We start from the raw sequence: 24,949 nt of genomic DNA, 5'->3' as shown, positions 1-24,949 counted from the left end.
ATTCTTCATTGCTGCGGCATGCCCGATGCCCACCTCGATCGCAGGTGGGCATTTGGTTTTTGGTCTGTCCGCAGCGCACTCGGATGCAAGTATGAAAACTTTCGCCATCTTGGCCCTGGCTGTTGTTGTGAATCAGGCCGCGTGGGCGCAGACTCTGCCCACACGCAAGGCAGGACTCTGGGAGGTATCTATCCGCCCCGAGGGTGCTGCAGATACTGCGGTGCTTAAAGTATTGCAGTGCACGGACCGCGCAAGCGATGCGCTGACGTTGATGTCGATTGCGCCGGGGCAAGAAAACTGCGGCAAGCCTGGTGTTGCGCGGCTCAAGGAAAAAGGACATCGCATTCGCACCGCCTGCCATGTGCACGAACAGCGCGTGGATACCGTCATGGAGTTGAAGGGTGACCTGACGTCACGCTATGAAGGGCGTCTGGAAACTCGATACCCCAGCATGGCCTCCCAAACACCACCGCCCAAGGTGTTTGAAGGGCGGTGGCTGGGTGAGTGCCGCGCAGCGATGCGGCCCGGCGACATGCTCTTGCCCAACGGTGTCACGGTGAACGTGGTCGATGATCGCAGGCGCGCAGAGGAGCGTCAGGACCATCACGACCACAAGGGACACAAACACTGAATGTGCCTGGCTCCCCTTGCCACACACTTGGTTGCTTGAATGAAGGGCCTGTCGGCAGCCAGGCGGTGGGCAATGGGTGTGTTGCCCATTCAGTCTTTTGGAGGCAGCCCCTGCGGGCTGCTTTTTGCTTTTATTGGCTGACTTCCAGCATGACGACGTGGCCTTGCGCAGCAGGCCAAGTCTGCCCCACCACCCGTTCCCCGTTGAATTCGCCCGCAATGCTGCGCACGCCCCCTGCGGGCTTGACCTTGGCAGATGCCACGCCGGCGCCAGCGGGCACGCCCGCAGGCACTGCACCATCCAGCAGCATCTTGTCGCGCGCCGGGTCCAGGTAGCCGCGCGGGCGGGTCAAGGTCACGACGCTCTCGGCGCCCTTGTCGGCATCGGCCATGCGTTCTGCGCGCAGATGGATGAGGCCACTACTGCGCGGAAAGCCGCTGCGGTAGATGTGGGTGGTGGCATATCCAGGCGCGGTGATCACGAACTCGATGGGTGCGCCGGGTGAAACCGTCAGTGGACCCCATTGGCCATCTGCACCCACTGTCTTTCGCAGCAGCGGATGGCCCGTGCGAGTACCAGTGGCGGAGTCAGTGGCGTACACCTCCAGCTGGGCACCCGCCAGGGGCAGGTTGTTGCTGAAGTTGCCGGTCTTGGGGTCGGCAGAGTCCACCCCCAGGCCCGTGACTTTGCCGTTGATCACTACGGATTTCTCCGCAGCGATCTCGGTGCGTGCGGGGGCCTTGCCGGTGATGAAGCGGTAGGTGGCTTCAAACGCAACGGGGGAGTACGAAGTCTCGCGGTGGTCGATGCGCGGAATCACCACGTTGGTGGCACCCTTGAGTTCGGGGCCGGTGGCGGTCACGTTGGTGGGCGTGCCTTTCTGGCCGATCCACAGGCCGTCGGGCTGGGCGAACTTGTCGTTGTTGTCCGAGCGGATGGTCATCCATTTCACGGGGCCGCTCACCTCGTCGCCCGCCGCGTTCTTGGGGGCATTCAGCGCTTTGAGGAAGGGGCCTGTGCCAGAGAACTCGTTGCCTTCTCGGAACCCCGGTATCGCCCACACGCCGTGGTTGGGTGTGCCGCCGAGGATCGCGTGGCTCACCGTCTTGTCGCCGCCCCCGTTGTAGATGTAGTTGCGGATGGCATTGCCGCCGCGCGAGTTGCCGACCAGCACGACCTGGCGGGCGCCCGTGGCTTTGAGCACCTTGTCCACTTCGGCCTTGAGGTAGGCCATGTGCTCTGCTGCCGAGGTGCGGCCCGGCTGGGGCTTGGCGTCCTCATCGCGCGACAGGGGGTAAGGCACGTCGATGGCGTGCAGTCGCTCGCGGGGCCAGCCGTTGGACTCAAACCGCCAGACGGTGGTCTGCCACAGCGCGGCGGTGTCGCCGTTGCCATGCACAAAGACGATGGGCGGTGCTTCTGCCAGGCTGGGGCTCTGGGTGGCGCAGCCTGCCAGCGCCAGACCGGCGGCCGCAGCGGCTGCCAGCAAGAGGGATCGGCGTGGCAACAGGAATGCGTGATTCATGGGGGAGTCTCCAAAAAGAAAAAATGCCCGTGGACTGGGGAATCCACGAGCATCGTTTGCGGGTGTTACGCGCCTGCGTCAGTTCACATCAGGCAAACACGCCCGCCGTGTCTTGCATGCGGGCGGACACTTCGCCCAGATGGTGCAGCGTGTCGCCAAAAGTCACTTCCAGCTGCGTGAGCTTCTTGAAGTAGTGGCTCACGATGTATTCGTCCGTCACGCCAATGCCACCGTGCAGTTGCACCGCTTGCTGTCCGACAAAGCGCATCGACTGGCCCAGCTGCACCTTGGCGCGGGCCATGGCGGCACGGCGTTCGGCGGCGGGGGCGCCCAGCTTCAGGCTGGCGTAGTAGCTCATCGAGCGGGCCAGCTCCAGCTGCATCTTCATGTCGGCCACGCGGTGGCGCAGCGCCTGGAAGCTGGCAATGAACACGCCAAACTGCTTGCGCTGGTTCATGTATTCGACCGTGATGGCCACGGTCTTGTCCATCACGCCCACGGCTTCGGCGCAGGCGGCGGCAATGCCGGTGTCCACGGCCAGTTCCCGCGCGGCCAGGCCGTCGGTGGTGATGAGCGTGGCAGGCGCGTTGGCCAGCAGCACCTCGGCGGCGCGGCTGCCGTCTTGCGTGACGTAGCCCTGCGTGGTCACGCCGCTGGCCGTGCGCTCGACCAGGAAGAGGGCGATCTTGCCGTCGAGTTGCGCAGGCACGATGAAGGCGTCGGCCTTGTCGCCAGCGGGCACTACGCTTTTGATAGCTGTTACCGCATATCCTGATTGCGCTTTGACCGCTTTTGCATCGCAAACGTCCAGGCGGTAGCGCGCCTTGCGCTCCTGCTGGGCCAGCACCACCAGGGCTTCGCCGCTGGCCACGCGGGGCAGCCAGGCGCCTTGTACGTCGGCCGGTGCGTAGTGCGACAGCACGCTGCTGGCAATGAAGGCTTGGGCAATCGGCTCCAGCACAATGCCGCGGCCCAGTTCTTCGGCCACGACCATCGCATCAATGGCGCCCTGGCCCATGCCGTCATGCGCTTCGGGCACGGTGAGGGCGGTCAGGCCCAGCTCGGCCAATTCGCCCCAGGCGGCGCGGTCAAAACCGCCCGCGGCCACGGCAGCGCGGCGGCGCTCAAACGTGTAGCCCTTGTCCACCCACTTGCGCACGGCGTCGCGCAGTTGTTCCTGGTCGTCAGAAAAATCGAAATCCATTTGTCTCTCCTTGTGCCGGTTGTGGCGCCGTGGCGCCCTCAACAACCAGCGAAGCTCTATCGGGAACCCCCTCCCGGAGGGGGCACGGGGGAGCAGTCCTGTCGCGCAAGGCGCGGACCGTACTGGGCGTCAGCCCAGAACGGTCTGCGCCACGATGTTGCGCTGCACTTCGTTGGAGCCACCGTAGATGGTTGTCTTGCGCAGGTTGAAGTAGGTGGATGCCAGCGGCGCGTTGGCGGTGACGCCGCCGGGGAAATTGCCTTGCCAGCCAGCTTCCATAGCTTCTTCGATGAAGGGCATGGCAAAGGGGCCGGCGGCCAGCATCATCAGCTCGGCGTAGCGTTGCTGGATCTCGCTGCCCTTGATCTTGAGCAGGCCCGCGATGTCGAGCGAGTTCTTGCCCGACTTCTCGGCGGACAGCACGCGCAGCACCAGCATTTCCAGGGCGACGATGTCCACTTCGAGCAGGGCGATCTGGTCCCGGAAGCGCAGGTCGTCCCATACGCCTTCGGTCTTGGCGATGCGCTTCAGGCGTTCCAGTTCGCGCTTGCTGCGGTTCACGTCGGCTATGTTGGTGCGCTCGTGGCTCAGCAGGTGCTTGGCGTAGGTCCAGCCCTTGTTCTCTTCGCCGATCAGGTTCTCGGCAGGCACTTCGACGTTGTCGAAGAACACTTCGTTCACCTCGCACTCGCCGTCCAGCAGCTTGATGGGGCGCACGGTCACGCCTTTGGACTTCATGTCCAGCAGCAGGAAGGAGATGCCGGTCTGGGGCTTGCCCTCGGTGCTGGTGCGCACCAGGTTGAACATCCAGTCGCCATGCTGGCCCAGGGTGGTCCAGGTCTTTTGGCCGTTGACGATGTACTTGTCGCCCACGCGCTCTGCGCGCGTCTTGACGCTGGCCAGGTCCGAGCCCGAACCAGGTTCGCTATAGCCCTGGCTCCACCAGACTTCGCCGCTGGCGATCCCGGGCAAAAAGCGCTTTTGCTGCTCGGCGTTGCCGAACGCCATGATCACCGGGGCCACCATCACGGGGCCGAAGGGGATGATGCGGGGCGCACCGGCCAGCGCACACTCTTCTTCAAAAAGGTGCTTTTGCACGGCGGTCCAGCCCGGGCCGCCAAACTCTTTGGGCCAGCCAAAGCCCAGCCAGCCTTTTTTGCCCAGAATCTTGGCCCAGCCCTGCATGTCTTCGCGGGTCAGGCGCAAGGCGTTGTGGACCTTGTGAGAGATTTCTTTGGGCAGATTGGCGTGAACCCAAGCGCGAATCTCTTCGCGAAAGGCCTGCTCTTCGGGGGTGAATGCGAGATCCATGCGGTGCGTCTCCTAGTGATGCTGCATTTGTAGCACGGTCGTTCGTTTTATTCCTGTCCGGGTGGCGACATTGGACTGAACTCAGGGGAAATGCCCAGCTCGGCGCACAGGCGCTGCACGGTGTTGCGCAGGTTTGCCACTTCGGCCTCCAGGGCGTCCACACGGGCCTGCAGTGCGGGCGATGGGCTGGCGCCCGCACTGCCTGCGTGCGCATGGCTGGCGGTGGTGTCCACCGGTCCGCACATCAAATGCGCCCAGCGTTGCTCGCGCGCGCCGGGAGCGCGGGGTAGCTGCACGACCAGCGGGCCACCCTTTTCGGCACTGCGCTCCTGCAACTCGTCCAGAAAGGCTTCGACCGACGAAATGTCCGCAAACCGGTACCAGCGCTCAGCGTTGATGCGCAGCTCACCCGCCGTCTGCGGGCCGCGCAACATCAGCAAGCCCAGCAGCACGGCCGACTGCTCGGGCACGCCCACGCCACGCTGAAAGTTGTGCTCCCAGCGTGTGGTGCGGTTGCCGCTGCTCTCAAACGCCAGCGTCAGCAGTTTGAGCGAATCCAGCGCCTCCTGCGCCTCGGCGTCACTCAGGTTCATCACCGGGTCGCGGCTGGTTTTCTGGTTGCAGCCGGTGACCAGGCCGTTGAGCGACATGGGGTAGCTGTCGGGCACGGTGCGCGCCTTTTCCATCAGGGTGGCGAGCACGCGGGCTTCGTTGGGTGTCAGGGGACGGGTGGTGGGGTCGAAGGGCATGAGGAGGCTGTCGGGCTTGGGGTTGGCGCTGCGTTGTGCGACAGAGTATGCAGGCTAGGCGCCCAGCGCAAGCTGCACTGGCTGTGCAGCGAGCATGGGCAACGCCGCCTGCGTGCTATGTCGCACAACCCTTCGGGCCGCCGCCTGGGGCCGCCATGCTGCGTTGCGGGTTCGTTGTGTGGCTGGGCCACACGGCCTCACCCGCGCCTTGCCTGGCACCCCCAGGCGGTGGCGCAGAGCCAACCCCATGCTCGACAGCCTCCTAGATAATCCGTGGCAATTTATGAAGAACATCGTCATTCTGATCTCTGGCGGCGGCTCCAACATGGCCACCATCGTCCGCACGGCACAGCAGGAGCGCTGGGAGCAGCGCTACGGCGCCCGCGTGGCGGCTGTCATCAGCAACAAACCGGAGGCCGCCGGGCTGGTGTTTGCGCGCGAGCAGGGCATCGCCGCCGAGGCGCTGGACCACAAGGCCTTTGCCAGCCGCGAGGCTTTTGATGCCGAGCTGGCGGCCACCATCGACCGCCACCAGCCTGCCCTGGTGGTGCTGGCGGGGTTCATGCGCATCCTGACGCCAGGGTTTGTGGCGCACTACGCCGGGCGGCTCATCAATATCCACCCTTCGCTGTTGCCGGCCTTTACCGGGCTGCACACGCACCAGCGCGCCATCGACGCGGGCTGCAAGTTTGCGGGCGTGACGGTGCACCAGGTGACGGCCGAGCTGGATGTGGGCCCCATCCTGGACCAGGCCGTGGTGCCGGTGCTGCCGGGCGACACCGCCGAGACGCTGGCCGCCCGGGTGCTGACCCAGGAGCATGTGATCTACCCCCGCGCCGTGCGGGCGCTGGTGCGCTCCCTGTAGGGGGGTGAGGTCGGGGCGAGGCAGGCCGGGCGCGTGGGGTGCCCACCGCTCCCACGTTGACAGGGTTGGCGCTACTAAATTTATAGCTATCAAGGCATGATGCACTAGCGCATCTGGCCGATTTGGATCAGATTTCGTGTCCCAGGACCCACCCACCAGCCCCGGGGCCGGTTTCTGGCTCGCACAGCTCGTCAACTGACGGGCGAATCGCACTGTGCGGCCAGAAATCAGGGGTGCCCGGAGGGCGCCGCCGGATCGTTCACACCTTGTCAGGCCACGGCGCTCAGACTGCTGGTGTTCGACGCCGTGCGCCAGTCGCTGGCGGTGCGTTCGTACTGCTGCCGCGCAAAGTCGGCCAGCCGCGCCAGGTCGTTGCGGCCGGTGGACTCGGTGCTGGTGCTGGTGGTGGACTGCACCTGACTGGTCAGCTGGTCGATGAACGCCTGCGACTCGCTGGCGCTGATGCTGGCATCGCCGTCGGTGTCGATGGCGTTGAACAGCGAGGTGATGGCGTCCTGCTCGGCTGTACTGGTTCCGCCCGCCACGCGCTCGGCGGCCGAGACCACGCCATCCTCGTTGGTGTCCAGGGGGTCGTAGCTGGTCGCCGAGCTGCTGTCGGATGCGGCGCCAGCGCCACCTGCACCCCTCGGACCACCCGGAGGCGGCGGCATGCCGCCCATGGCCTGCATGCCATCGGCACCCGCGCCGGGGCCCGAGGGGCGACCCGCATCGAACTCGGCCTGCGTCAGGCTGCCATCACCATCGGTATCCAGCTGGCTGAACACGTCGTCGCTGCTCACGCCGGTCTGGCTGGCGGTGCCGCCGGACATGGCCTTCAGCAGGGCCTGCAGCTCGGTCTTGCTCACGGCGCCATCGCCGTCGCTGTCCACTTTGCCAAACAGGTCGTCACCCGCCTGGCCGGTGGCGCTGGTGGCCGAACTGCTGCCTTCGCCACCGCGCGATTGGGCAAACGCCATGGTGGAAGGAGGCGGTGGCAGCACGCTTTGCAGAGTCTTGCCCAGCTCGTCGGCGTTCAGGCTGCCGTCGCCGTTGGCGTCGTATTGCTTCACCAGGTCGGCCGCGCTGGTCTGGCTGCTGGCGCCGGTTTTCTTCGCCACGTCGTCCAGCAGGCCCTGCAATTCGGTGTCGCTCACGCCGCCGCTACCGTCGGTATCGATCTTGGACAGCAGCCGCTCCGGCGAAGGCCCCGGGCGCGATGCCCGCTGCACGCTCGCACTGGACCAGGCACTGCTGACGCTACTGATGGTCGTCATCGTTGTTCCTTTCGTTCCAAAGGTGGACCGGTGCCGGGCCCTCCACTGCGGAAGCCCTCAGCCATGGCCCGATCCCATTCTTGGGTGCGCGTGTCTCCAGGGTTTGTCCGCTTTGTACCAAGGCCGATACAAAGAGCAGATGCAAGGCATGAACAGGGGGGCAAAGGCCCGCCAGATTGCCCCGCGCAGGGTGCGCAGCCTCCCTAAACTTGGTGCGTTCTTTTGTGCCTGTGCCTGCCCATGCAACACATCCTGGTGGTGGACGACGATGTCGAGATCACCACACTCCTCACCGACTACCTGACCCGCTTTGGCTATGTCGCCCACGCGGCCTGTGACGCGCAGACGATGCGCGCCCAGATGGCCGCCCAGCCCATCGGCCTGGTGGTGCTGGATGTGATGCTGCCCGGCACCGACGGGATCACGCTGGCAAGGGAGCTGCGTGAGCGCTCGCGGGTGCCCATCATCATGCTCACTGCGCGCGCCAACCCGTATGACTGCGTGCTGGGGCTGGAGATGGGCGCGGACGATTACATGGGCAAACCCTTCGAGCCGCGTGAGCTGGTAGCCCGCATCCAGACCGTGCTGCGCCGCACGCGCGGCGCCGAGGCACCTGTGCGGCAAGGGCCTGATGAAGTGGTGCGGTTTGATGGCTGGACGCTGCACAGCCTGGAGCGGCATCTGGTGTCGCCCGGGGGCATGGTGGTGCCCTTGTCGAATGCCGAGTTCCGTTTGCTGTGCACCTTTTTGCGCATGCCGCGCCGCGTTTTCAGCCGCGACCAGCTCATGGAGCAGGCCCGCGGCCGGGCCATGGATGCATTCGAGCGAAGCATCGACCTGCTGGTGTCACGCCTGCGCAGCAAGCTTGCGGACGATCCGCGGTCGCCCTCCATGATCCGCACCGTGCGCGGTGCCGGGTATCTGTTCAACGTGCAGTCGCTGCAAGGGCAGATAGGGTGGCCCCACTGACGCCAACGCAATCGCGGCTGCGCGCTGCAGTCCAGCGCTGCATGCCTGACACCCTGTTTGGCCGGCTCGCCCTGCTCCTCATCGCCGCCGTCATCGTGAGCCATGTGCTGGCGCTGACGCTGATGTTCGAGCTGCGCCCTGCCCATCCAGGCCACCCGCCCGGCCCGCCGCCGCACGCATTGGCGGCCGATGGGCGCCCATTGCCGCCGCCGGGACCCGCACCAGGCTTGTGGAACGCACCACCGTCGCTGCAGCTGGGCCTGTTGCTGGACATCAGTGTGCGCCTGGCCGCATTGGTGGCTGCAGCTTGGTGGGCTGCGCGCTGGCTGTCACGCCCCATGCGCCGGCTGGCCACGGCCGCACAGGAGCTGGGGCGTGACATCCACCGCACCCCGTTGCCCGAGGACGGCACGCTGGAATGCCGCGACGCCAGCCGTGTGTTCAACCAGATGCAGGCGCGCATCCGCCAGCAACTGGCCGAGCGGGACCGCTTTGTGGCGGCGGTGTCGCACGACTTGCGCACGCCCCTGACGCGGCTGCGGCTGCGCACCGAAAGCCTGGGCGACGCCCAGGCGCAGCAGCTGTTTCGGCGCGACATTGCCGAAATGGACGCCATGATTGCCTCCACGATGGATTACCTGCGCGGCGTGGCGGGTGCGGAGGCTTGGGTGCATCTGGATGTGCAGGCCCTGGTGGACAGCATGGCGGACGACCAGGTGGCGATGGGCCACGCCGTCACCGTGGCGGGGCAGGCTGCCCCCTTGCGCGTGCAGGCCGTGGCACTGCGGCGTTGCCTGGACAACCTGGTGGGCAATGCCGTGCGCTACGGCGGCAGCGCCGAGGTCACGCTGCACGATGTGGCAGACGCCCTGACCATCGAGGTGCGCGACCACGGCCCGGGCTTGCCGCCCGAGGAGCTGGACCGGGTCTTGGAGCCCTTCTACCGCGTGGAGGCCTCGCGCAATCGCCAGAGCGGCGGGGTGGGGCTGGGGCTCACCATCGCCAGCGACATCGTGCGGCGCCACGGTGGCCGACTGGCGCTGCGCAATGCACCGGGCGGTGGGCTGGTGGTGGCAGCGGTGTTTCCGCGCGCTGTCGCCGGATATCAGTAGGGCTCAGGCGGTGGGAGCTTCGCCCTCCCATTTTTCAAACCGGAGGCGCAGCACGCCATCGATGAGCACTTGCTCCTCAAACATGGCGGCCGGCCGCACCCACAAGCCGCGCTGGCCATACAGTGCGCGGTACAGCGTCATGGGCTCCAGCGTCTCGCTGTGGCGCACGGTGTCGATCACTTCATAGAGCATGCCCTTGTAGTGGCGGTACAGGCCGGGTGGCGTGCGGATGAGCTCTGGCAGGTCGTCGTCGGTCATGGTGTTGCGGTGGCGTGAATGGTTAGGATGGCGGCTGAAAAAAATCAACCAGAGTGAGGGACGCCCGTGGATCAGGCAGATTTTGTGCACATGGTGCGCATGAGCGAGCATGCCAGCGCCGAGAACAGTCGCGCATACCGCCGCAGTGTGGCTGCGTTTGCCGCCCTGGGTTATGCATGGGTGCTGGGGTGTATGGCACTGGCCGTGGGTATTTTGCTGTGGGTGGTGCCCCAGTTGCTGCAGGGGCGCTTTCGTTTCGCGATGCTGTGGGCCCTGCTGGGTGCAGGGGGGCTGCTGTGGGTGAGCCTGCGTGCGCTGTGGGTGCGGTTTGATGAGCCCCCGGGCGTGGAGATCACAGCGCTGGATGCCCCCGACCTGTTTGAAGCGCTGGCGCGCATCCGCCGCAAGATCAAGGGCCCCCCCATCCACAAGGTCACGCTGACCGACGAGTTCAATGCCAGCATCCAGCAACTGCCGCGTTTTGGGCTGCTGGGCGGCGCCGTCAATCACCTGAGCATTGGCCTGCCCCTGTTGATGGCACTTGACCGGCCGCGGTTCCTGGCGGTGCTGGCGCACGAGTATGGCCACCTGCGGGGCGACCATGGCCGCTTTGCGGCTTGGATCTACCGCACGCGCCTGTCGTGGATGCGCTTGAACCACAGCCTGGCCGACGATGAAGGCCCGGTCGCTGCCGCCACCCAGCTGTTCATGCGCTGGTACTTTCCGCGTTTCTCTGCCAAGACCTTTGCGCTGGCCCGCCAGGATGAATACGAAGCCGACCGGATCGCTGGCAAGCTGCTGGGTCGCGACGTGACCGCTGCGGCCCTCGCCGAGATCGAGATCCGGGGCGCGTGGCTGCAGGCAGAGTTCTGGGGCAGCCACTGGTGCGCAGCGGCGGGCAATCCATTGCCGGTGGGCCCTTACCGCAGCATGCGCCGTGCCCTGGCCAAGGCCCCCGATGCAGCCTTTGCCAACGACGCCTTGCGCCAGGCGCTCAAGCGCCTGAGCAATCTGGACGACACCCACCCCGGCCTGCGCGACCGCATCGAGGCACTGGATGCCACGCCCACGTTGCCCGACTGGTCGTGCGGCAACGCTTTGGCCCTGTTGGGGCCGGATGCCAAGCGCTGGGTGGCACATTTCGACAAGCAATGGTGCCGCGACAATGCCAGCGAATGGAAGCAGCACCACGCCTGGCTGGGGCGCGTGCGCGCACGCGCCGAGGCCCTGGGGGCATCGACGGCACAGAGCAGTGCGGCCGACCTGGTGGAACTGGCCCGCCTCAAGCGCCACCTGGATCCGCATGCCGATGTGCGCGCCCTGTACGAGCTGGCACTGCAGCGCAGCCCCGAATACCCCGCTGCGCTGCGTGGACTGGTGCCTTGCTTGGCGGACGATGATCGGGAGGGCAAGCTCCAGCTGCTGCACCGGTTGTGGGAAACAGGCAGCAGCGACCGCTACTGGGCCGCGCGCATGGCATTGGCCGAGCTGGAGACCCCACGCCTGGGGCTGGACCACGATGCAGCCGCCTTCAAGCAGTGGCGCAAGCGGCTGGAACGCGCGCAAGAATCCGAAGAGCGGGCCTGGGAAGAGCTGTCGGGCACCTCGTTCTTCAGCCAGATCGTGCGGCACGACCTCAGCTCCTTCGAGCTGGCCGAACTGCAGTCCGAACTGGCCCGCTGCGCTCCTCTGGCCCGCTGCTGGCTGGTGCGCAAGAACCTGCGCGAGTACCCCCAGCGCAGGGCCTACCTGGTGTTTGTCGAGCTGCCGGGCATGGACGATGAAAGCCGCTATCACCTGTGCCGCGCGCTGGAGCGCAACCTGAGTCTGCCGGGGCCGGCGCTGGTGCTGTGGGCGGGCGAGTCACCGACGCTGCAGCAGATCGAGCGCTCGGCGTTCGAGCCGATCTATACCCGTTGACGCCCAGGCCGTGCATGGAGCGACTTGGCCGTTGAGGTTTGGCTCCCGCACTGGGCGGGTGGGGGCGATGTCGCCAGGTTGGCAGGGAATGGGACAATCGCAGGATGCATCCCAAAGTTCTTCTCGACGCCTGCGCCGAACTGGTCAGGCTCACCCTCACGTTTGAACACCCCGCCGACGCGGTGGTGTCGCGTTTCTTCCGCGACAACCGGGGCCTGGGGCCGCGCGAGCGCGCCACGCTGGCTGAAACGGTTTACACCGTTCTGCGCAAGAAGCTCCTGTTTGACCACATGGCCCCGTCAGGCTCGGGTCCCAAGGAGCGCCGCCTGGCCATCCTGGGTTTCTATGGCCCGCGCGATTTCCTCAAGAGTGCGTTGACCGACCAGGAGAAAAACTGGCTGGACCAGTGCGATGCGGTCACGGTCGATGACCTGATGGAGCGCCATCGCCACAACCTGCCCGAATGGATGGTCAAGCCCCTGAAGGACCAGCTGGGCGATGGCTTCTGGCCGCTGGTGGAAAGTCTGGCCCAGAGCGCCCCCCTGGATTTGCGCGTCAATGCCCTCAAGGACAAGCGCGCCGATGTGCAAAAGGAGTTGGCCAAAGCTGGCATCAAGGCGCATCCCACACCGTATTCACCCTGGGGCCTGCGCATTGACGACAAGCCCGCGCTGACCAAGCTCGATGCCTTCACGCGGGGCGCCATCGAGGTGCAGGACGAGGGCTCACAGCTGCTTGCCCTGCTGCTCGACGCCAAGCGTGGCGAGATGGTGGTGGACTTCTGCGCTGGTGCAGGGGGTAAGACACTGGCCATTGGTGCGAGCATGCGCAGTACCGGGCGCCTGTACGCGTTCGACGTGTCAGCTCACCGCCTGGATGCGCTCAAGCCCCGCCTGGCCCGCAGCGGCCTGTCGAACGTGCACCCCGCCGCCATCGCCCACGAGCGCGACGACCGCGTCAAGCGCCTGGCGGGCAAGATCGACCGCGTCCTCGTGGACGCGCCTTGCTCGGGCCTGGGCACCCTGCGGCGCAACCCCGACCTCAAATGGCGCCAGTCGCCCAAGGCCATCGAGGAGCTGGTGGCCAAGCAGACGGCCATCCTGGACAGCGCAGCCCGCCTGCTCAAGCCGGGCGGCCGTCTGGTGTATGCCACCTGCAGCATCCTGCCGCAAGAAAACGAGGCCATTGCCGAGGCCTTCAGCGCAACACACCCCGACTTCCAGCTGCTGGATGCTGGTGAACTGCTGGAGCAGCTCAAGGTCGAGGGGGCCAAGGGTTTGCGCAGCGGGGGTGCATCGGGCAGTGGTTATTTGCGCTTATGGCCCCATCTGCATCAGACCGACGGGTTTTTTGCCGCCATCTGGGCCAAAAAGGACTGAAACGCTGGAGGTAGGGCTCTAAACACCCTAAACCAGCGTAAATACTGTGGATTCCCCTGATCCGTTCAGAAACGGGCCCTCTAAAATTAATGACCTGTTTCGTTGGTGAGCGGGTTCTCTGTAGTAAGGTTTTTGTGAATATGCTGTTACCCGACTGGGCTGTACTGAACGCCGCCATTGACTGGCTGGGAAATGGGTTGTGGAACCTGTCCTGGTGGCAGATCGTGTTGTACACCCTTGCCACGACCCACATCACCATCGCTGCGGTCACGATCTTCCTGCACCGCGCGCAGGCACACCGCGCGCTGGACCTGCATGCCATCCCCTCGCATTTCTTCCGCTTCTGGCTGTGGATTGGTACCGGCATGGTGACCAAGGAATGGGTGGCCATCCACCGCAAGCACCACGCCAAGTGTGAAACCGTGGATGACCCCCACAGCCCCCAGACCCGCGGGCTGGACACCGTGATGTGGCGCGGCGCCGAGCTGTACCGCGCCGAGTCCAAGAACATGGAAACCATCAAGAAGTTCGGCCACGGCACGCCCGATGACTGGATGGAGCGCAATGTGTACACCCGCTACGGCTGGCAAGGCGTGGGCCTCATGCTCATCCTGAACCTGGCCCTCTTCGGCGCCCTCGGCGCCGCGGTGTGGGCGGTGCAGATGCTCTGGATTCCGTTCTGGGCAGCAGGGGTGGTCAATGGTGTGGGCCACTACTGGGGCTACCGCAACTTTGAGGCGCAGGACGCCAGCACCAACCTGTCGCCCTGGGGCATCATCATTGGCGGCGAAGAGCTGCACAACAACCACCACACCTACCCCACGTCGGCCAAGTTCTCGGTCAAGCCGTATGAATTTGACATTGGCTGGGTGTACATCAGCCTCATGAAGAAAATCGGCTGGGCTACCGTGAAGAAGGTGCCACCCAAGTTGCAACTGGGCGATGTCAAGCCGGTGGCTGATGAAAAGACGCTGGAGGCCTTGATCGCCAACCGCTATGAAGTGATGGCGGGCTATGCGCGCGGTGTGCGCAAGGCGTGCAAGGATGAGATTGCCGCGCTGCAGGCCCGTCAGGCCGATGTATCGGTGCTCAAGGCCGCCAAGCGCTGGCTGCATCGCGATGCCGAGAAGGTGCCGGCGGGGGCCTTGCCCCAGTTGGCTCAGGCCCGCGCTGCGCATCCGGCCCTGGACAAGATGGTGACCATGCGCGAAGAACTGCGTCAGCTGTGGCTCAATACCTCGCAATCCCGTGAGCAACTCACTGCCGACTTGCAGGCCTGGTGCCGTCGTGCCGAGGAGAGCGGTATTGCCACTCTGCGCGAGTTCTCCATCAGTCTGCGCGCTGCACGGGCCTGATGTAGTGCCTTGGTGGCGCTGTCGGTCGGACCCCTGACCATGGCGCACCTCCCCATAAACCGCTGCAGGGCTTTGTGCCCTCAGCGGTTTTTTGTTGGCTGTGGACCTGCTGGCGCTCGAAGTTGGTGGTGAACAAGTCGTCGATGGCGGGAGGCGGTGCTGTAGTCATCGGGCTGCATGGATTGCAGCCATGAAAAAAGCCGCCAGGCTGAATGCCGGGCGGCTTTTGGGATGACAAGAAAGAGACTGAATTACTTCAGCTTCATTTCCTTGTATTCCACATGCTTGCGAGCCTTGGGATCAAATTTCATGATCAGCATCTTCTCGGGCATGGTCTTCTTGTTCTTGGTCGTGGTGTAGAAGTGACCGGTACCCGCAGTGGATTCCAGCTTGATCTTGTCGCGTCCGCCTTTGCTTGCCATGGTGCTACTCCTTAAGCCTGGCCACGGGCACGCAGGTCTGCGAGCACCGAGTCGATACCGTTCTTGTCGATCAAACGCAGGGCAGCGCTCGAAACACGCAGGCGCACCCAACGGTTTTCGGTCTCGACCCAGAAACGGCGGTATTGCAGGTTCGGCAGGAACCGGCGCTTGGTTTTGTTGTTGGCGTGGGAAACATTGTTCCCCGTCATGGGCTTCTTGCCCGTTACGTCGCAGACGCGTGCCATGAGGACACTCCGATACTGATTAACGGCCGTTCGCTGAGCCCTGGGCTGTGTGCCCAGGTTGGCTTGCGGCCTCACCTCGCCAGAAAGGGTGGCGGTAACCCGATTTGCCGGTTTCGGAGGACCGCAAAAACGGGCCGAATTCAGCAAAGCCGCAGATTATAACCTGCGGCTCATTTTTTCATCAAGACTCTTGTTCGAGGAAGCGCTGGGCGTCCAGCGCGGCCATGCAGCCGGTGCCCGCGCTGGTGATGGCCTGGCGGTACACATGGTCCTGCACGTCGCCTGCGGCAAACACGCCGGGCACGCTGGTCTGTGTGGCAAAACCCTTGAGCCCACCCTGGGTAATGATGTAGCCGTTTTCCATCTCCAGCTGTCCCTGGAAGATCTCGGTGTTGGGCGCGTGGCCGATGGCGATGAAGCAACCTTGCAGCTTGATGTCTTCCGTGCTGCCGTCCTTCGTGCTCTTGATGCGGATACCGGTCACGCCCGTGTTGTCGCCCAGCACCTCGTCCAGGGTGTGGAACAACTTGAGTTCGATCTTGCCCGCTGCGACTTTCTCGTTGAGCTTGTCCACCAGAATAGGTTCGGCCTTGAACTTGTCGCGGCGGTGCACCAGGGTGACCTTGCGGGCGATGTTCGACAGGTACAGCGCTTCCTCCACCGCCGTATTGCCGCCACCGACCACGCAGACATCCTGCTCGCGGTAGAAGAAGCCGTCACAGGTCGCGCAGCCGGACACGCCCTTGCCCATGAAGGCTTCTTCCGAAGGCAGGCCCAGGTATTTGGCCGATGCGCCAGTGGCCAGAATCAATGCGTCGCAGGTGTAGGTACCGCTGTCGCCGGTAAGTGTGAAGGGCCGCTTGCTGAAATCGACCTTGTTGATGTGGTCGAAGATGATCTGGGTCTTGAAGCGTTCTGCGTGCTCCAGAAAACGCTGCATCAGCTCTGGTCCCTGCACGCCGTGCACGTCGGCAGGCCAGTTGTCCACCTCGGTGGTGGTCATCAGCTGGCCACCCTGGGCCATGCCGGTGATCAGCACCGGGTTCAGGTTGGCACGGGCGGCATAAACCGCTGCGGTGTAGCCCGCAGGGCCCGAGCCGAGGATCAGAACTTTCGCGTGTTGGGTGGTGGACATGGTAAAAGCCTGTGTTTTGCGCCCGCTACATGGGGCGCTGTTGGGAAAGCTGGGGGTTGAGCCGCCGAGTATCAACCGGCGTCCGCTCGCGAGAGTGGCCCCGTTTTCAATCACGGTGATTGTAAGAACCCATTGATAACCCGTTGCGGCTCCGGTTGGGTCGCACCCCTGAAAGGAGATGTTTGCATGTCCACGATGTTGTCCAACCTCGACCTGCTGCGCCGGGTACCTTTGTTTTCGCTGCTGACGGTGGCGCAGGCCGAGGTGATCAGCGGCGCAGTGATCAAACGCCGCTTCAAGCGGGGCGAGGCGCTGGTGGAGCAGGGGCAAAAGTCCAATGCCCTGTACATCCTGCTCACAGGGCGCGCCCGGGTCATGACCTCGGACAGCCGGGGGCGTGAGGTGATCCTGGCCACCCTCGCCCAGGGCGATTACCTGGGCGAGATGAGCATCATCGACAACGAACCCCACTCGGCCACGGTGCGTGCCGAGGTGCAGACCGACGTGCTGATGCTGGGACGTGCGGAGTTTGCGCGTTGTCTCACCGAGAACGCGTCCATGTCTTTGGTGGTGATGCGCGGGTTGGTCAAGCGGCTGCGCCATGCCGATCGCAAGATTGAGTCACTCGCGTTACTGGATGTGTACGGCCGTGTGGCCCATGCCTTGCTGGACTTTGCGGTGCCCGATGCGCAGGGGCAGCTGCTGATCAAGGACAAAATCTCCCGCCAGGACCTGGCCAAGATGGTGGGAGCTTCCCGCGAAATGGTCAGCCGCGTGATGAAAGACCTGGAGGAGCGCGGCTTCATCGAGGCGCTGCCCAGCGGGGCTACCCTGCTCAAGGACCGGCTGAACGCGCTGGGCTGAAATCCGGGGGGCGGACCCTGCGCCGGGAGGTGCGCCCAGCGCAACGCATGGGGTAAGCTCACCCTGCACGTTTATGACCTATTCCCTCAATACCCTGAATGCATCGGCGGCGGCCAAGTCGCCGCCCCGCACGGGCGCCGCCCGTTTTGGCCACGAAATCGCCCTGGTGGTGGGCTTGCTGGCCCTGGTTTTCTGGCTGCTGGCGCTGGTCAGCTATTCGGCCCAGGATGCGGCCTGGTCCACCTCGGGCGCCCGCGACGCGCGCTCCGTTGCCAACTGGGCGGGGCGCTTCGGCGCCTGGCTGGCCGATGGCAGCTACTTTGCGCTGGGGTTTTCAGTGTGGTGGTGTGTGGCGGCTGGCGTGCGGGCCTGGCTGTCGTCGCTGGCGCGCTGGATGCGCGGGGGCGAAGTGGTGGCGGGCGCCGCCAGCCCTCTTGTGCGCCGGGCCACGTTCTGGGGTGGACTGGTGGTGCTGATGTGTTCCAGCACGGCGCTGGAATGGTCGCGTTTGTACCGGTTTGAATCGTTCCTGCCTGGACATGCGGGTGGCGTGCTGGGGTACCTGGTGGGGCCAGCTGGCGTGAAGTGGCTGGGATTTACGGGCTCCGGCTTGTTGGCGATCGTTCTGGCTGTGGCGGGGGCGGCGCTGGTGTTCCGCTTCTCGTGGGGCCATGTGGCGGAGTTTCTCGGAGGGCGCCTTGATGCGCTGGTACAGGCGCGCCTGGCAAAACGCGAGGTGGCCAAGGACGTCGCCGTGGGCCGCAAGGCGGCTCGCGAGCGCGAAGTGGTGGTGTTGGAGGAGCGCACCGAAAGCGAGGTGCACCACCCAGAGCCCGTGCAAATCATCGAGCCGATTCTGGTGGATGTGCCACAGAGCACCCGTGTGGTGAAAGAGCGCCAGAAGCCCCTGTTCACCGAGATGCCCGACAGCAAGCTGCCGCTGGTGGACCTGCTGGACGGCCCTCTGCAGCGCCAGGAAACCGTAGCCCCCGAGACGCTGGAGATGACCAGCCGACTCATTGAGAAAAAACTCAAGGACTTTGGCGTGGAAGTGCGCGTGGTCGCGGCCATGCCCGGCCCGGTGATCACACGCTACGAGATCGAACCCGCCACGGGCGTGAAGGGTTCGCAGATCGTGGGACTGGCCAAGGACCTGGCGCGCTCGCTCAGCCTCGTGTCGATCCGCGTGGTGGAGACCATCCCCGGCAAGAACTACATGGCGCTGGAACTGCCCAACGCCAAGCGGCAGTCCATCCGCCTGTCCGAAATCCTGGGATCGCAGGTCTACCACGAGGCCAAGAGCATGCTCACCATGGGCCTGGGCAAGGACATCGTGGGCAACCCGGTAGTGGCAGACCTCGCCAAGATGCCGCACGTGCTGGTGGCCGGTACCACGGGCTCGGGCAAGTCGGTGGGGATCAACGCGATGATCCTCTCGCTGCTGTACAAGGCCGAGGCGCGCGATGTGCGTCTGTTGATGATCGACCCCAAGATGCTGGAAATGTCGGTCTACGAAGGCATTCCGCACCTGCTGGCGCCCGTGGTCACCGACATGAAGCAGGCGGCCCATGGCCTGAACTGGTGCGTGGCCGAGATGGAACGCCGCTACAAGCTCATGTCCAAGCTGGGCGTTCGCAACCTGGCGGGCTACAACACCAAGATCGACGAGGCCAAGGCCAAGGAAGAGTTCATCTACAACCCCTTCAGCCTCACACCCGAGGAGCCCGAGCCGCTGCAGCGCCTGCCGCACATCGTGGTCATCATCGACGAGCTGGCCGACCTGATGATGGTCGTGGGCAAGAAGATCGAAGAACTGATCGCCCGCCTGGCGCAAAAGGCGCGCGCGGCCGGCATCCACCTGATCCTGGCCACCCAGCGCCCCAGCGTGGATGTGATCACCGGCCTGATCAAGGCCAACATCCCCACCCGAATCGCGTTCTCGGTGGGCTCCAAGATCGACAGCCGCACCATCCTCGACCAGATGGGTGCCGAGGCGTTGCTGGGCATGGGCGACATGCTCTACATGGCCAGCGGCACGGGCCTGCCGATCCGGGTGCATGGCGCCTTCGTGTCGGACGAAGAAGTACACCGTGTCGTCAGTTACCTCAAGGAACAAGGGGAGCCGGACTACATAGAAGGCGTGCTCGAAGGTGGAACTGTGGATGGCGAGGGTGATCTGTCAGGGGAGGGCGGTGGCGGCGAAGGGGGCGAGAAGGACCCCATGTACGACCAAGCCGTCGAAGTGGTGCTCAAAGACCGCAAGGCCAGCATCTCTTACGTGCAGCGCAAGCTGCGCATTGGCTACAACCGCTCGGCGCGGCTGCTGGAAGACATGGAGAAGGCCGGACTCGTCAGTGGCCTGACCACCAGCGGCCAGCGTGAAGTGCTGGTACCCAACCGCAGCGAATGATCGGCCGGACCGCAAGGCCGGACCCTACCCCACAGGAGTTTCTGTTGAAAAAGATCGCTACTGCAATTTTGATAGCTGCTGCGGCAAGCATGGCTAGCGCTGACGGGCTGAAAAGCCTGGAATCCTTCATGAAGGGCACGCAGACGGGCAAGGCCGACTTCACCCAGACTGTGACCTCGCCCCCCAAGGACGGCCAGACCGCGCGCACCAAGACATCGAGCGGCAGCTTTGAGTTCCAGCGCCCCGGGCGCTTCAAGTTCGTCTACAAAAAACCTTTTGAGCAGACCATCGTGGCTGACGGCCAGACTTTGTGGCTGTACGACGTGGACCTGAACCAGGTCACGCAGCGCTCGCAGTCTCAGGCGCTGGGTAGCACGCCCGCTGCGCTGCTGGCGTCCGCGCCGGACCTGTCGGCGCTGAAGGCCGAGTTCACGCTGGAGGCCTCGCCGGATGCGGATGGCCTGCAATGGGTGCTGGCCAGCCCCAGGACCAAGGACGGCCAGCTCAAGAGCGTGCGTGTGGGCTTTGCGGGCGAGCAGCTGGCGGCCCTGGACATTCTGGACAGCTTTGGCCAGCGCTCGCTGATTCGCTTTACCGGTATGCAGGCCAATGCGGCGCTGCCTGCCAGCACGTTCCAGTTCAAGCCTCCGGCAGGGGCTGATGTGGTGAAGCAGTAGTTTCTGCTCTTGAAACAATAGCTGCCAACGCATGATTTTTAGGCGCTAGAAGCCAATTTGGCTTGAAAATCAGCGTACTGTAGACAGGATACGAACATGGCAGCACGCGGTGCCTCCGCCCCTTCTCCGGCACAACCCTCCGCCCATCAGCCCCTGGCAGAACGCCTGCGGCCCCGTACGCTGGGCGAGGTGATCGGGCAGCAGCATGTGCTGGGCCCGGGCATGCCGCTGCGCCTGGCCTTCGAGTCAGGCCGGCCGCACAGCTGCATCCTGTGGGGCCCACCTGGAGTGGGCAAAACCACCATTGCGCGCCTGATGGCTGATGCGTTCGATGCGCAGTTCATCAGCATCAGCGCCGTGTTGGGCGGGGTCAAGGACATTCGCGAGGCGGTGGAGCAGGCCCAGGCCGCGCGCGATGGGTTGATGCAGCAGCGCACCATCGTGTTTGTGGACGAGGTGCACCGCTTCAACAAGAGTCAGCAAGACGCGTTCTTGCCACACGTTGAATCAGGTCTGTTCACCTTCGTCGGCGCGACCACCGAGAACCCTTCGTTTGAGGTGAATTCCGCGCTGCTGTCGCGAGCGGCGGTCTACGTGCTGCAGCCGCTGTCTGAGCAAGATTTGAAGCAGATTGTGGCCCTGGCGCAGGAGGAAGATGCGCTACCTGCTATCGAAGGTGTAGCAATCGACCGCTTGGTGGCCTATGCCGATGGCGACGCGCGTCGCCTGCTCAACACGCTCGAAACCCTGGCCATGGCGGCTGCGCAGGAGAAGCTTTCCGAGATCACCGATGCCTGGCTGCTCAAGGTGCTGGGCGAGCGCATGCGCCGCTACGACAAGGGCGGCGAGCAGTTCTACGACACCATCAGCGCGTTGCACAAATCGGTGCGGGGCTCTGACCCCGACGCTGCGTTGTACTGGCTGGTGCGCATGCTCGACGGCGGTGCTGACCCCCGCTACATGGCGCGCCGGCTGGTGCGCATGGCAGCCGAGGACGTGGGCCTGGCCGACCCGCGCGCATTGCGCCTGGCACTGGACGCGAGCGAGGTGTACGAGCGCCTGGGTAGCCCTGAGGGCGAGCTGGCGCTGGCCGAATGCGTGGTGTACCTGGCGGTGGCGCCCAAGTCCAACGCGGTCTACAAGGCCTACAACGCGGCGCGGGCCTGGGTCAAACAGGATGGCACACGCCCGGTGCCCATGCACCTGCGCAATGCGCCCACCAAGTTGATGAAAGAGCTCGACTACGGCAAGGGCTACCGCTACGCCCACGACGAAGAGGGTGGCTTTGCGGCGGGGGAGAGCTACCTGCCCGAAGGCATGCCAGAGCCTGGCTTCTACCAGCCCGTGGAGCGGGGTCTCGAAATCAAGATTGCCCTGAAGCTGCGTGAGCTGCGCGAACGCAATGCCGCAGCAGCCACTCCCGGCCTTCAGGATTCAGACACCGCCTCCTGATCCGAGACCTGCTCGGTGGGGCGAGGTGGCCGCGCATGTCCTGCGGCAGGCCCAAGGTGCTGCGCAGCCTGCTTTATGCCGATTCTGCATGATCAAGGTAATAAGTTTGCACATCAATTATCTTGCGTGCATCAAAATTCCTTATGCAGTGCGTGGCGCGCTGATGTGACCAAAACCCGAGGGAAAACCCCGCCCGGCTTGGATTGGGGCGGTTGTGACTACTCGCTACAATCCCGTCCACAAACCCGCACAGCTGCATTCCTGGCGGGTTTTTTGCTAGATGGCAGTCGGGCCCACAAGGCTGTACCGATTCCGGTGCCAAAGCGGTGGGTACGTCACAAACGAAGGACTTCTCTTATGGACATTTTGCTGCAACAGATCATCAACGGTCTGGTACTCGGCAGCATGTACGCCTTGATAGCCTTGGGCTACACGATGGTGTACGGCATTATTCAACTCATCAATTTCGCCCATGGCGAGGTGCTCATGATCGGCGCCCTCACCAGCTGGAGCTGTATTGGAATGATGCAGGCTGCCATGCCCGGCGCGCCGGGTTGGGTCATCCTGCTGCTGGCCACGCTCATCGCCTGCGTGGTCGCTGCCACGCTCAACTTCGTGATCGAAAAGGTGGCCTACAAGCCACTGCGCACCAGCCCCCGTCTTGCCCCCCTGATCACTGCCATCGGCATGTCGATCCTGCTGCAGACGCTGGCCATGATCATCTGGAAGCCCAACTACAAGCCCTATCCCACGCTGCTGCCCAGCACGCCGTTCCAGTTGGGTGGTGCCTACATCACTCCCACCCAGATCCTGATCCTGGGGGTGACGGCGGTGGCCCTGGCTTCCCTGGTCTATCTGGTCAACCACACCAACCTGGGCCGCGCCATGCGCGCCACGGCGGAGAACCCCCGCGTGGCCTCCCTGATGGGCGTGAAGCCCGACATGGTGATCTCGGCCACCTTCATCATCGGCGCCATCCTGGCGGCCATCGCCGGCATCATGTATGCCTCCAACTACGGCACGGCGCAGCACACCATGGGCTTCCTGCCGGGGCTCAAGGCCTTCACGGCGGCGGTGTTCGGCGGTATCGGTAACCTGGCCGGTGCGGTGGTGGGCGGCATCCTGCTGGGCCTCATCGAAGCCATCGGCTCCGGCTACATCGGCACGCTCACGGGCGGTTTGCTGGGCAGCCACTACACCGACATCTTTGCGTTCATCGTGCTCATCATCATCCTGACGCTGCGCCCCTCGGGCCTGCTGGGTGAGCGTGTGGCCGATCGCGCCTGAGGAGCCTCACACCATGAAGAACACCAAAACCAACTGGATCATCGGCGCCGTCGCGCTGCTGGTGCTGCCGCTGATCCTGCAATCCTTCGGCAACGCCTGGGTGCGTATCGCCGACCTGGCCCTGCTGTACGTGCTGCTGGCCCTGGGCCTGAACATCGTGGTGGGCTACGCCGGCCTGCTGGACCTGGGCTACGTGGCGTTCTACGCCGTGGGCGCCTACCTGTTTGCCTTGATGGCTTCGCCGCACCTGGCGGACAACTTTGCGGCGTTTGCCGCCATGTTCCCCAACGGGCTGCACACCTCGCTGTGGATCGTGATACCGGTGGCGGCGTTGTTAGCGGCGTTCTTTGGCGCCATGCTGGGGGCGCCCACGCTGAAGCTGCGCGGTGACTACCTGGCCATCGTGACGCTGGGCTTCGGCGAAATCATCCGCATCTTCCTGAACAACCTGGACCACCCGGTCAACCTGACCAACGGCCCCAAGGGCCTGGGCCAGATCGACTCGGTCAAGATCTTTGGCCTGGACCTGGGCAAGCGACTGGAGGTGTTCGGTTTCGACATCAATTCCGTCACCCTGTACTACTACCTGTTCCTGACCCTGGTGGTGGTGTCCATCATCATCTGCTACCGCCTGCAGGACTCGCGCATCGGCCGCGCCTGGATGGCCATCCGTGAAGATGAAATCGCTGCCAAGGCGATGGGCATCAACACCCGCAACATGAAGCTGCTGGCCTTCGGCATGGGGGCTTCGTTCGGCGGCGTGTCGGGTGCGATGTTCGGTGCGTTCCAGGGCTTTGTGTCGCCCGAGTCGTTCAGCCTGATGGAGTCGGTCATGATCGTCGCCATGGTAGTGCTGGGCGGTATCGGCCACATTCCTGGCGTGATCCTGGGCGCCGTGCTGCTGTCGGCCCTGCCCGAAGTGCTGCGCTATGTGGCAGGCCCTCTGCAGGCCATGACGGACGGTCGCCTGGACTCCGCCATCCTGCGCCAGCTGCTGATCGCGCTGGCCATGATCATCATCATGCTGATGCGTCCCCGTGGTCTGTGGCCTGCGCCCGACCATGGCAAGAGCCTCACGCAGAAGACCTGAACACCGCAGAAAGTTAGAACATGGCAGAGAACATTCAGAAATCAGCCAGCGACGTGGTGCTGCGGGTTGCGGGCATTTCCAAGCGCTTCGGCGGCCTGCAAGCCCTCTCCGACGTGGGCATCACCATTGAGCGAGGCCAGGTGTATGGCCTGATCGGCCCGAACGGCGCAGGCAAGACCACGTTCTTCAACGTGATCACCGGCCTGTACACCCCCGACAGCGGTACCTTTGAACTGGCTGGCAAGCCTTACGAGCCCACGGCCGTGCACGAAGTGGCCAAGGCAGGCATTGCGCGCACCTTCCAGAACATCCGCCTGTTTGCAGAAATGACGGCACTGGAAAACGTGATGGTGGGCCGCCACATCCGTACCAAGTCCGGCCTGCTGGGCGCTGTGCTGCGTACCAAGGGCTTCAAGGAAGAAGAGCTGGCCATCGCCAAGCGCGCACAGGAACTGCTCGACTACGTGGGCATTGGCAAGTTTGCCGACTACAAGGCGCGCACCCTGAGCTATGGCGACCAGCGCCGCCTGGAGATCGCCCGGGCCCTGGCCACCGATCCGCAACTGATTGCGCTGGACGAGCCCGCCGCCGGCATGAACGCCACCGAGAAGGTGCTGCTGCGCGAGCTGATCGACCGCATCCGCAAAGACAACCGCACCATCTTGCTCATCGAGCACGACGTGAAGCTGGTGATGGGCCTGTGCGACCGTGTGACGGTGCTCGACTATGGCAAGCAGATCGCCGAAGGCAACCCTGCCGAAGTGCAGAAGAACGAAAAAGTGATTGAGGCCTATCTGGGCACCGGAGGACATTGA

23 protein-coding genes are annotated in these 24,949 nt (G+C 64.4%); 14 read left to right on the top strand and 9 right to left on the bottom strand.

Translation table 11 applies throughout. The features are described 5' to 3' along the window. Positions 1–91 precede the first annotated feature (91 nt). Positions 92–631, top strand: coding sequence for a DUF3617 domain-containing protein (locus tag ATF69_RS13805; protein ID WP_146871310.1), 540 nt, complete (start codon positions 92–94; stop codon positions 629–631). A gap of 130 nt (positions 632–761) precedes the next feature. Here the strand turns inward: ATF69_RS13805 and ATF69_RS13800 are convergent, their stop codons facing one another. The 4 genes from ATF69_RS13800 to ATF69_RS13785 form a co-directional block, all read right to left on the bottom strand. Continuing rightward, a complete protein-coding gene (locus ATF69_RS13800; RefSeq protein WP_208758730.1) occupies positions 762–2,156 on the bottom strand; it encodes an alpha/beta fold hydrolase in 1,395 nt (464 codons plus the stop codon). A gap of 88 nt (positions 2,157–2,244) precedes the next feature. Continuing rightward, complete coding sequence (locus ATF69_RS13795) at positions 2,245–3,360, bottom strand: acyl-CoA dehydrogenase family protein (protein ID WP_146871309.1); 1,116 nt, start codon at positions 3,358–3,360, stop codon at positions 2,245–2,247. Between the two features lie 129 nt (positions 3,361–3,489). Then, positions 3,490–4,671, bottom strand: coding sequence for an acyl-CoA dehydrogenase family protein (locus tag ATF69_RS13790; protein ID WP_056061013.1), 1,182 nt, complete (start codon positions 4,669–4,671; stop codon positions 3,490–3,492). A gap of 47 nt (positions 4,672–4,718) precedes the next feature. Continuing rightward, positions 4,719–5,420 (bottom strand): YceH family protein, encoded by a 702-nt coding sequence (locus tag ATF69_RS13785; protein ID WP_146871308.1) that lies wholly within the window; start codon positions 5,418–5,420, stop codon positions 4,719–4,721. A gap of 283 nt (positions 5,421–5,703) precedes the next feature. Here ATF69_RS13785 and purN point away from each other — a divergent pair, with 283 nt between their 5' ends. Further along, positions 5,704–6,285 carry a phosphoribosylglycinamide formyltransferase gene (gene purN / locus ATF69_RS13780; protein WP_056061020.1) on the top strand — a complete coding sequence of 194 codons (582 nt, stop codon included), beginning with the start codon at positions 5,704–5,706 and terminating at the stop codon, positions 6,283–6,285. 269 nt (positions 6,286–6,554) lie between these two features. On the opposite strand, the gene xopAW is transcribed toward purN, so the two are convergent. Next, positions 6,555–7,559: an EF-hand domain-containing protein gene (xopAW, locus tag ATF69_RS13775; RefSeq protein WP_146871307.1), complete on the bottom strand. Its 1,005-nt coding sequence runs from the start codon at positions 7,557–7,559 to the stop codon at positions 6,555–6,557. Positions 7,560–7,799: 240 nt separating this feature from the next. On the opposite strand from xopAW, the gene ATF69_RS13770 reads away from it, so the two are divergent. Both ATF69_RS13770 and ATF69_RS13765 read left to right on the top strand, forming a co-directional pair. After that, a complete protein-coding gene (locus ATF69_RS13770) occupies positions 7,800–8,528 on the top strand; it encodes a response regulator (RefSeq protein ID WP_146871306.1) in 729 nt (242 codons plus the stop codon). A gap of 41 nt (positions 8,529–8,569) precedes the next feature. Then, a complete protein-coding gene (locus tag ATF69_RS13765) occupies positions 8,570–9,640 on the top strand; it encodes an ATP-binding protein (RefSeq protein ID WP_146871305.1) in 1,071 nt (356 codons plus the stop codon). Between the two features lie 3 nt (positions 9,641–9,643). Here ATF69_RS13765 and ATF69_RS13760 read toward each other — a convergent pair whose 3' ends face one another. Next, the gene (locus ATF69_RS13760) at positions 9,644–9,898 is read right to left on the bottom strand and encodes a DUF1653 domain-containing protein (protein ID WP_146871304.1); all 255 of its coding nucleotides are present in this window, start codon (positions 9,896–9,898) and stop codon (positions 9,644–9,646) included. Positions 9,899–9,964: 66 nt separating this feature from the next. On the opposite strand from ATF69_RS13760, the gene ATF69_RS13755 reads away from it, so the two are divergent. The 3 genes from ATF69_RS13755 (at position 9,965) to ATF69_RS13745 (ending at position 14,552) form a co-directional block, all read left to right on the top strand. Beyond that, the gene (locus tag ATF69_RS13755; protein ID WP_146871303.1) at positions 9,965–11,818 is read left to right on the top strand and encodes a M48 family metalloprotease; all 1,854 of its coding nucleotides are present in this window, start codon (positions 9,965–9,967) and stop codon (positions 11,816–11,818) included. 104 nt (positions 11,819–11,922) lie between these two features. Continuing rightward, the gene (locus ATF69_RS13750) at positions 11,923–13,197 is read left to right on the top strand and encodes an RsmB/NOP family class I SAM-dependent RNA methyltransferase (RefSeq protein ID WP_146871302.1); all 1,275 of its coding nucleotides are present in this window, start codon (positions 11,923–11,925) and stop codon (positions 13,195–13,197) included. A gap of 140 nt (positions 13,198–13,337) precedes the next feature. Beyond that, positions 13,338–14,552, top strand: a complete 1,215-nt coding sequence (locus ATF69_RS13745) for a DesA family fatty acid desaturase (protein WP_056061039.1) — start codon at positions 13,338–13,340, stop codon at positions 14,550–14,552. Between the two features lie 251 nt (positions 14,553–14,803). Here ATF69_RS13745 and rpmG read toward each other — a convergent pair whose 3' ends face one another. The 3 genes from rpmG to trxB form a co-directional block, all read right to left on the bottom strand. Further along, positions 14,804–14,974, bottom strand: coding sequence for a 50S ribosomal protein L33 (gene rpmG / locus ATF69_RS13740; RefSeq protein WP_008904999.1), 171 nt, complete (start codon positions 14,972–14,974; stop codon positions 14,804–14,806). Between the two features lie 11 nt (positions 14,975–14,985). Beyond that, positions 14,986–15,219 (bottom strand): 50S ribosomal protein L28, encoded by a 234-nt coding sequence (gene rpmB, locus ATF69_RS13735; RefSeq protein WP_010463481.1) that lies wholly within the window; start codon positions 15,217–15,219, stop codon positions 14,986–14,988. Positions 15,220–15,400: 181 nt separating this feature from the next. Beyond that, positions 15,401–16,354, bottom strand: coding sequence for a thioredoxin-disulfide reductase (gene trxB / locus ATF69_RS13730; protein WP_056061042.1), 954 nt, complete (start codon positions 16,352–16,354; stop codon positions 15,401–15,403). A gap of 186 nt (positions 16,355–16,540) precedes the next feature. Here trxB and ATF69_RS13725 point away from each other — a divergent pair, with 186 nt between their 5' ends. The 7 genes from ATF69_RS13725 to ATF69_RS13695 all read left to right on the top strand — a co-directional run bounded on the left by ATF69_RS13725 (position 16,541) and on the right by ATF69_RS13695 (position 24,949). Next, the gene (locus tag ATF69_RS13725; protein WP_108498114.1) at positions 16,541–17,218 is read left to right on the top strand and encodes a Crp/Fnr family transcriptional regulator; all 678 of its coding nucleotides are present in this window, start codon (positions 16,541–16,543) and stop codon (positions 17,216–17,218) included. A 73-nt stretch (positions 17,219–17,291) separates the two neighbouring features. Next, the gene (locus ATF69_RS13720; protein ID WP_056061046.1) at positions 17,292–19,628 is read left to right on the top strand and encodes a DNA translocase FtsK; all 2,337 of its coding nucleotides are present in this window, start codon (positions 17,292–17,294) and stop codon (positions 19,626–19,628) included. A 44-nt stretch (positions 19,629–19,672) separates the two neighbouring features. After that, on the top strand, positions 19,673–20,305 hold the full coding sequence (gene lolA, locus ATF69_RS13715) for an outer membrane lipoprotein periplasmic chaperone LolA (RefSeq protein WP_055403072.1): 633 nt from the start codon (positions 19,673–19,675) through the stop codon (positions 20,303–20,305). Positions 20,306–20,401: 96 nt separating this feature from the next. After that, positions 20,402–21,757, top strand: coding sequence for a replication-associated recombination protein A (locus ATF69_RS13710; RefSeq protein ID WP_146871301.1), 1,356 nt, complete (start codon positions 20,402–20,404; stop codon positions 21,755–21,757). Positions 21,758–22,114: 357 nt separating this feature from the next. Then, entirely contained in the window at positions 22,115–23,044 is a 930-nt protein-coding gene (locus ATF69_RS13705; protein ID WP_056061051.1) for a branched-chain amino acid ABC transporter permease, read from the top strand. Between the two features lie 13 nt (positions 23,045–23,057). Further along, positions 23,058–24,134: an ABC transporter permease subunit gene (locus tag ATF69_RS13700; RefSeq protein WP_056061055.1), complete on the top strand. Its 1,077-nt coding sequence runs from the start codon at positions 23,058–23,060 to the stop codon at positions 24,132–24,134. A gap of 20 nt (positions 24,135–24,154) precedes the next feature. After that, positions 24,155–24,949: an ABC transporter ATP-binding protein gene (locus ATF69_RS13695; RefSeq protein WP_056061058.1), complete on the top strand. Its 795-nt coding sequence runs from the start codon at positions 24,155–24,157 to the stop codon at positions 24,947–24,949.

Source organism: Acidovorax delafieldii (genome assembly GCF_007993815.1).
Classification (GTDB): Bacteria; Pseudomonadota; Gammaproteobacteria; order Burkholderiales; family Burkholderiaceae_C; genus Acidovorax; species Acidovorax delafieldii.
This window is presented reverse-complemented; position numbering and strand designations above follow the sequence as displayed.